The 8,000-nt window shown below is 63.5% G+C and carries 5 protein-coding genes; all 5 read left to right on the top strand.

What is annotated here, in order from left to right; genetic code table 11:
* The first annotated feature begins 31 nt into the window (after nucleotides 1–31).
* The 5 genes from HX869_RS23825 to HX869_RS23845 all read left to right on the top strand — a co-directional run bounded on the left by HX869_RS23825 (nucleotide 32) and on the right by HX869_RS23845 (nucleotide 7,957).
* Nucleotides 32–2,179 carry a TonB-dependent siderophore receptor gene (locus HX869_RS23825; RefSeq protein WP_177080500.1) on the top strand — a complete coding sequence of 716 codons (2,148 nt, stop codon included), beginning with the start codon at nucleotides 32–34 and terminating at the stop codon, nucleotides 2,177–2,179.
* Between the two features lie 12 nt (nucleotides 2,180–2,191).
* Complete coding sequence (locus tag HX869_RS23830; RefSeq protein ID WP_003208300.1) at nucleotides 2,192–3,028, top strand: 5'-nucleotidase, lipoprotein e(P4) family; 837 nt, start codon at nucleotides 2,192–2,194, stop codon at nucleotides 3,026–3,028.
* 15 nt (nucleotides 3,029–3,043) lie between these two features.
* On the top strand, nucleotides 3,044–3,610 hold the full coding sequence (gene pnuC, locus HX869_RS23835) for a nicotinamide riboside transporter PnuC (RefSeq protein ID WP_102369486.1): 567 nt from the start codon (nucleotides 3,044–3,046) through the stop codon (nucleotides 3,608–3,610).
* Nucleotides 3,611–3,648: 38 nt separating this feature from the next.
* Complete coding sequence (locus HX869_RS23840) at nucleotides 3,649–4,380, top strand: UTRA domain-containing protein (protein WP_178903741.1); 732 nt, start codon at nucleotides 3,649–3,651, stop codon at nucleotides 4,378–4,380.
* A gap of 106 nt (nucleotides 4,381–4,486) precedes the next feature.
* The gene (locus tag HX869_RS23845; protein WP_178903742.1) at nucleotides 4,487–7,957 is read left to right on the top strand and encodes a hypothetical protein; all 3,471 of its coding nucleotides are present in this window, start codon (nucleotides 4,487–4,489) and stop codon (nucleotides 7,955–7,957) included.
* Nucleotides 7,958–8,000: the final 43 nt, after the last annotated feature.

Consider the following 8,000-nt stretch of genomic DNA (forward strand, 5'->3'; position numbering starts at 1 on the left):
CCAGCGGGCAGGCCCTTGGAGCGCTCCTTTTATGGCAACACCGTACCGTCACACCCTGCTCGCCCTGAGCATCACCCTCGCCGCCACGGCCGCCCACGCCCAGGACGCGACTCTGGACACCGTCACCGTAGTCGGTGAACAGGCCACCGACTACCAGGCGAAAAAGGCCGCTGTCGCCGGCTTCGATAACGCCACGCTGCTGGACACCCCGGCCTCGGTGGCGGTGATCACCGAGGCTCGCCTGAAAGACCAGCAAGCCCGCCTGCTCAGTGAAGTATTGAAGAACGACGCCTCGGTCGGCGACAGCTATGCGCCGGTGGGTTACTACGAGAATTTCGTGGTGCGCGGTTTCTCGTTGAACCCGGCCAGCAGCTACAAGATCAACGGTCGCACCATCACCGGCGAACAGAACGTCGCACTGGAAAACAAGCAGCAAGTGGAAGTGCTCAAGGGCCTGTCCGGGCTGCAAAGCGGCGTGTCCGAACCCGGCGGCTTGATCAACTACGTAAGCAAGCGCCCGGAGAACGTGCGCTCGGTGACTGTCTCCACCAACGAACACGGCGAGCGCTACCTGGCCACCGACGTCGGCGGCTGGCTCGGTGCCGAGCAGCAGGTGGGGGTGCGGGTCAACCTGGCCCACGAAGACATCCGTTCCTACGTCGACCACGCCGACGGCCAGCGGGATTTTGCCTCCCTGGCCCTCGACTGGAACATCAGCCCCAACGCCCTGCTGCAACTGAACGCCGAATACCAGAACCGCGAGCAACGCTCGGTGCCCGGATACCAATTGCTCGGCGGCACCACCGTGCCCCACAACGTGTCGCCACGGGATCTGCTGGGCTACCAGAGCTGGTCGAACCCGGTGGGCATCAAGTCGCTGAACCTCGACGGCCTGTTCGAATACCGCTTCAACGAGGCCTGGAAAGCCAGCTTCAGCGCCTCCCGCAGCCGCGTGGTGATCGACGACTACAGCACCTTCGCCTGGGGTTGCTACGGCGCCGCCAGTTGCGCCAACACCGCAGTGCCCAACCACTTCAGCGCCGAGGGTGACTACGACATCTCGGACTACCGCAGCCCCGACGACACCCGCAGCAACGAAGAAGCCCAGGCCGCCCTCAACGGCCAGTTCGACACCGGTTTTCTCAAGCATGACCTGACCTTCGGCACCACTGCCTTGCGCCGCCTGGTGGACCGGCGTGAATCAGTCAACGAATACATCGGCGAGGGCAATATCTACGAAAAGCCGCCGGTGCTTGACCCCTACGAGGGGCCGCTGGGCCATACCTACCGGCGCCTGGACAGCCGCCAATACGGGCTGTTCGCCAGCGACCGCATCAGCTTCAACGAGCAGTGGCAAACCATTCTCGGCGGGCGCCAGGTGCGCCTCGACGAAGAAACCTACGACCAGGCCGGCGACACCACCCGCCATACCCAGCGCAGCGTATTCCTGCCCCAGGTGGCGCTGATCTACAAGCCGCGCCCGGACACCACCCTGTACGCCAGCTACAGCAAGGGCCTGTCCCTGGGCGGCACCGCGGCATGGTTCAGCAGCAACGCCGATGAGGTATTGCCGCCGACCACCTCGCGCCAGCTGGAAGTGGGGATCAAGCGTGACTTCCAGCGCCTGAGCCTGACCGCCGCGCTGTTCCAGATCACCCAGGACCTGCAATACAACCGGCCCAACGATGACGGCACCCTCACCTTTGTGCAGCAAGGCAAGCAGAAGAACGTGGGTCTGGAACTCTCTGCCAACGGCCGAGTGACCGATAACCTGCAAGTGTCGGCCAGCGTGGCGGCGATTCGCGCCCGGGTGAGCGGCAGCGGCACCGACGACTACGACGGCCACCAGGCGATCAACGTACCCAAGCTGCGCGCCAGCCTGCACGGCGACTACAGCATTCCCGGGATCAAGGGCCTGGCCCTGCTCGGCGGCGTGCAATACAGCGGCAGCAAGTACGCGAACCGCGAGGCCAGCGTGAAGGTCGACGACTATGCGGTGTTCGATGTCGGCGGACGCTACAGCACCAAAGTCGGTGATTACGATACTGTGCTGCGCCTGACCGTCGACAACCTGTTCGACAAACGCTACTGGCGCGATGTGGGTGAATCGGCGGGCGATGGCTACCTGTTCCTGGGCGCGCCACGCACCGCGCGGTTATCCGCCACCGTCAATTTTTGAGGCTGACTGTTCATGCGTAATCTGATTTTTGCCAGTGTGTGCCTGCTCTCCACCGCCCTCGTCGGCTGCCAGCAGCAACCGCCCGCCAACGACCAGCTGGATGCGGTGCTGTGGACCCAGACCTCCATCGAGCACGAGCTGATCTACCGCCAGGTGTTCGCCAACGCCACTCGCCAACTGGACGTGGCCCTCAAGACCCCGGACTGGGACGCCCTGCCCTTGCCACCGCGCAATCTGGCCGGGCTGCCGCCAGCGGTGATCGTCGACATCGACGAGACCGTGCTCGACAACATCCCGCTGAATGCCCGGGACGTCGTCAACAACCAGGTCTACTCCTACGACCGCTGGAACACCTGGGTCGACCAGGCCAAGGCCCAGGCGCTGCCGGGCGCCGTGACGTTCCTGCAGGCCGCCAAACACAAAGGCATCACGGTGTACTACATCACCAACCGCGAGCAAAGCCAGGTCCAGGCCACCGTCAACAACCTGCGCCTGCGGGGCTTTCCGGTGGACAGCGAGCAGCAGGTACTGGCTGCCGGCACGCCCATTGGCGGCTGCGAACACGCCGGCTACGGCAAGAACTGCCGACGCCAATGGGTCGCCCAACACGCCCGCGTGCTGATCCTGGCGGGTGATTCCCTGGGGGATTTCGTGCAGGCCGAACACAACACCCTGGACGCCCAGCGCAAGGCCGCCGAACCCTACCTGGGCTGGCTCGGCCAGCGCTGGTTCGTGCTGCCCAACCCGACTTACGGCAACTGGTACAGCGCGCCGTATGGCGACCAGGAAAAACTGCCCTTTGAACGCAAGCGCCAGCTCAAGCAACAGGCGCTGCACCTGCAAAACTGACCCTGAGGGGACTGTATGACGCCGCTGGAAATAGTCGCTGTGATCTTCAATATTGCCGGGGTGTGGCTCACCGCCCGACGGGTGCGCTGGTGCTGGCCGGTCAGCGTGGTCGCGGTGTTGCTGTACGGCTGGATCTTCTTCGACGTGAAGCTGTATTCCGACATGCTCCTGCAACTGGTCTTCGCTGTGTTGCAGGGCTACGGCTGGTGGCGCTGGAGCACCGGGCGCATCGACGCGGGCAAGGTGCGGGTGGAACGGCTGCCGGTCCAGGAAGCATGGCGGCACCTGCTCGCCGGGGTGATCGGCGCGCTGCTGCTGGGCGCCGCCATGCACCACTTCACCGATGCCGCACTGCCGTGGCTGGACTCGCTGCTCACCGCTTTCAGCCTAGTGGCCAGCCTGTGGGCGGCGCGCAAGTATGTGGTGAGCTGGTGGCTGTGGATCGTGCTGGATACGGTCTACGTGGGGCTGTTTGTGTACAAGGACCTGCAACTGACCGCTGCGCTGTATGCCGGGTTTGTGGTGCTGGCGGCGTATGGGTTGGTGTCGTGGCAGCGTGACCTGCGCCAACAGGAACGGTAGAGTCACGCCCACGCCAGGCCTGCACACGGAACCCCAGGATGCCTTTCGACCCGATTTCACCCCACTACCAGCGCATTCGTGAACAGATCGCCAACGATATTGCGGCGGGTGTGCCCCAGGCCGATGAGAAATTCCCCTCCGAACGGGAAATGATCGAGCGCTTCGGCTGCACCCGGGTCACCTTGCGCCAGGCCTTGCAGCAACTGGAAGCCGAGGGCCTGGTGTACCGGGAAAACCGTCGCGGCTGGTTTGTCAGCCCCCGGCGCATCCGCTATGACCCGACGCGCATCAGCGGCTTCATGGATTATGTGAGTGCCCAGGGCCGCACGCCGCGCACCGAATGCCTGCACGCAGAGCTGCGCCCCGCGGGCGACTGGCTGGCCAGGCGGATGGGCCTCGCGTCGGCGGATGAGCCGGTGTTTTTCCTGCAACGGCGGCGCTGGATCGACCGGCGGCCGGTGTTGCTGGAGTTCAATGCACTGCTGGCCAGCTGGTGCCCGGGGCTGCTGGAGGCTGACCTGAATACCTCGCTGACCCAACTGCTGCGGGAGCGGTTTTCCCGGGTGCTGTCGCGGTGTGAGCTGGAGATGCACATTGGCACGGTGAATGAAGAACAGGCCGAGTTGCTGCAATTGTCCACCGGTTCCACCAGCGTGTATCTGGAACGCTTGAACTTCGGCGAGGATGACCAGCCGGTGGAGTTCGACCAGGAATTCTGGCGTCCGGATGCATTGTCCGTCGTGATGGAGACGCGCTACCCCGGGACGTGAATTTCACACCTGTGAAAGCTTGTGACTTGTTGCCAACGAACCCGTTTTCACTCGCTTGCAGCCCCTACTATCGAGTCCTCGTGCGCCCCTCACATGGACTGAACCGATGATCACCCGCCCCGAAAAATCCGCGTCGCCCCGCGTCGATCAACCCAACGCTCCCGAGCGGGTTTTCGACGCCGTCCTGAACAAAGCCAAAATCCTTGCCAGCACCGGGCCGGGCGACAAAACCCTTAAGCCCGAGGACTACAAGGAAGTCACCGCCCTCCCGGCCAAGCTCGACATCGACAAGCTCAAGGTCATTTCCGAAGACAAGGACGCCGGGGTGATCTACTTCGAACAGGACGGCGCCAAATACAAGATCAGCGCCGAGGGCGCGGCCAACGCCCAGGACGGTTTCGACGTGCTGAAAAACCTGCGCTTCGGCCATGCCGTAGCCCCGGTCAACCAGGGCGGGCCCGACGAAGGTACCCCGCTGTACACCTTCCTCCAGACCCTGGCCGAAACCCAGGGCACCCCGGCCGGCAAGGCCATCGTCGAAAGCCTGAAGAACCCCGACCAGCAACTGCTGCGCGAAGACGGCGACGGCGTGCGCCTGGCCAACATCAAATCCGTGGGCAAGGCTGAAGACGGCATCCTCAAGGTCAGCCTTGAAAACGGCAAGACTCTGGTCATTTCCGAATTGCTCACGCCCCAGGCGTTCAGCACCTACACCCAGGCCGGGGTGACCAAGGAAGCCCTCAATGACGGCAAATCCAAAGGTTATGAAGAAGTCACCAGCCTGCCGGGCGACCTCGATTTCAGCCAGTTGAAAGTGGTGTCCGAAGACAGCAGCGCCGGAGTGATCCTGTTCGAACACCAGGGCCACAAGTACGCGATCAGCAAGTCCGAAGCCGACCTGCCGCAGCCCGGCGCCGACCTCAGCAACCCCAACCCCAACGCGGGCGGCACCTTCTACAACTTCCTCCACGCCGTGCACGCCAGCGAAGGCTCGCAGGCCTTCGACTACATCAAGAACGCCCAGTCCCTGCCCGGCCAGGAACTGCTGCGCAAGGACGAGGCCAGCCTGAAGCTGGGCGACATCAGCAAGGTCGACGCGCCCATGGACGGCATCCTGGTGGTCAACCAGGCCGACGGTAAACTGCTGGTGGTGTCCAAGGACATCACCCCCGAAGCCTTCGCCGCCTACACCAGCAAGGGCCAAACCCTGGCCGGCATCGAAAAGGCCAAGGGCGACGGCTACACCCTCGCCGCCCCGGACGCTTACCTGGCCTCCACCGAAGACATCATGAGCGTCGGCGGCGCCGGTGATTATGGCCCGGGCCTGATCGCCTTCACCCAGCACAAGCCGGGGGGCAGCGAAGAGAAAATCGTGGTGTCGGAAGACAGCAATCCACAGATGTTCGAGCAGATTTCCAGCTACCGCAGCGACATCGCCGCGCAAACCACCGACGTCGACAAGCTGCGCATCGACAACGGCCTGCCGCCCCTCAAGGACGTCTCCGTCGACAACCTGACCACCACCGAGAAAGATGACAGCGGCAACCCGCTGTCGGTGCAGGACCTGTCGATGAAGACCCTGGTGGACAGCTACCGCGCCGGGGTCAAGGACGGCAGCATCGGCAAGGACGACCCGCGCGCCAAGTTCCTGCGGGCGGTGGAAGCCAGGAGCATGGCCGACAACGGCATGTCGATCATTCCCGAGCACGGCTTCGGCAACCAGGGCATCGCCACCACGCCCATCGACGTGACCTCGCGGGATGTACGCGACAACATCTTCGACACCAAGGCCATCGACCAGACCATCAACGACCTGCTCGGCGACTCGACCATCCAGCACGACATCAAGGCCAACCACGACGCAGCCCTGGGCAAGGTCGACGGCGGCCAGGCGAAGGTCGATGAGACCAGGCAGCGCCTGATCGACAGCACCTCCTCGGAGAACTTCACCCAGTACATCAAGTCCCTGCAGGACAGCGGCAAGACCGAACTGGCCACCCAGGAAATCCAGACCGCCTACACCGCCCTGGCCGATATCGACCCGGCCAAGGCCGACAACTTCCTGCAAAACCTGCAGATCGACGGCTACACCGATGCCGTTGAAAAGCTGATGGACGATCCCACCAAGATCTCCGACGACAACACCGCCCTGGCCACCACCGACAACACCATGGCAATCCTGTCGATGCTCAAGGGCAGTGCCGACGGCCTGCCGCGCCAGGCGCTGGGTGTGTATTCGAAGTTCGTCGACCAACTGCTCAAGGACAAAAACGCCGCCGCCGATTTCGGCAAGGCGATGATTTCCCTCGGCGACACCTGGCAGAAAAACGGCGTGATCAGCTTCAGCGACATCGACAAGGCCGTGAGCAAGGAGATCATGCCGGGCCTCAGCGAAGAGAACCGCAGTTCGTTCGTGAAGAACCTCAACTTCCTCAAGGACAACGGCGTACTCGGCTCAGTGGGCGGCGCGATCGGCATGGGCCGTATCGTCTACCAACTCGCCGGACAAGGCGGCAAGCTGGCGGATACGCCGATGAAACGCCTGGGCATCGCCAACGACTTCCTTGGCTTCCTTGGCACCGGCTCGCACTTCGCCACGCTGGGCTTGAAGGTCTACGACAAGTTGCGCGGCACCAACGCCTACAAGCTGATGGGCTTCGACCGTTCCCTGCCCGACCTGTGGGCCAAGCCCGGCGAGGGTTACCACGCGCTGCCCAAGGACGCCGAGGCGGTGCAGAAGAAGTATTTCGAGATCGTCGACCAGGCCATGGACGACGGCAAGGACGTGGGCAAGGCCCTCAACAGCGGCGGCTGGAGCGACGAAGGTGCGGCGAAGATCCAGGAAGGCATTGAAAAAGGCATTGCCAGCCGCGGCGGCGTGGCCGGGGCCGGTTTTGGCGCGAAGTTCGCCAGCAGCGCGATCAAGGTGATCGGCATGGCCACCGACGTGGCAGGCGGCGTGATCAGTGTGGTGCAGGCGGCGTTTACCTTGCGTGATGGTGTGCGCGAGAAAGACCCGGTGAAAATCGCCTCGGGTTCACTGTCGATGGCCGGTGGTGTCAGCAGCCTGGTGGGCGCGGCCGGCGGCGTGCTGGGCACGCTGGGGGTGACCGGGCGGATCATTCCGTTCCTGGGGCCGGTGGGTTTCTTGATCTCCGGCGCGTTGTCGTTTGTCGGGGCGATCTTGAGCACGGTGCAGTCCCACAAGCTGCATAAGATCTCGATGCAGAACTGGGACCAGATCCAGGATTTCAAGCAGGACGGGCTGCTCAAGCCCAACGGGGATGAAGCGTACGTGTGGTTGCAGACCTACCTGTCCGACTGGGGCCAGCGGGATGCGCCGCAGGACCAGAGCATTTTTGATTTCCGCAAGGAAGAGTGGGATGCGCGGTCGAGTATCCGCGGGGGCGACCATCGGCGGGACCACCCGGACTTTATCGGGGACGGGAATAACCGTAACTCAGAGGACTACAAGTACTCGCTGAAACCGTCGGAATGGACCAATGAGAACCACGACATTATCTGGCGGGTGGGGGATGGGTATGGGGGTGAGTACCATGATGTGGACAAGCCATAACTGAACTCCCTGACACCCGGCAGAACCCATGTGGGAGCGGGCT

The organism is Pseudomonas sp. P7779, from assembly GCF_013386315.1.
Lineage (GTDB): Bacteria > Pseudomonadota > Gammaproteobacteria > Pseudomonadales > Pseudomonadaceae > Aquipseudomonas.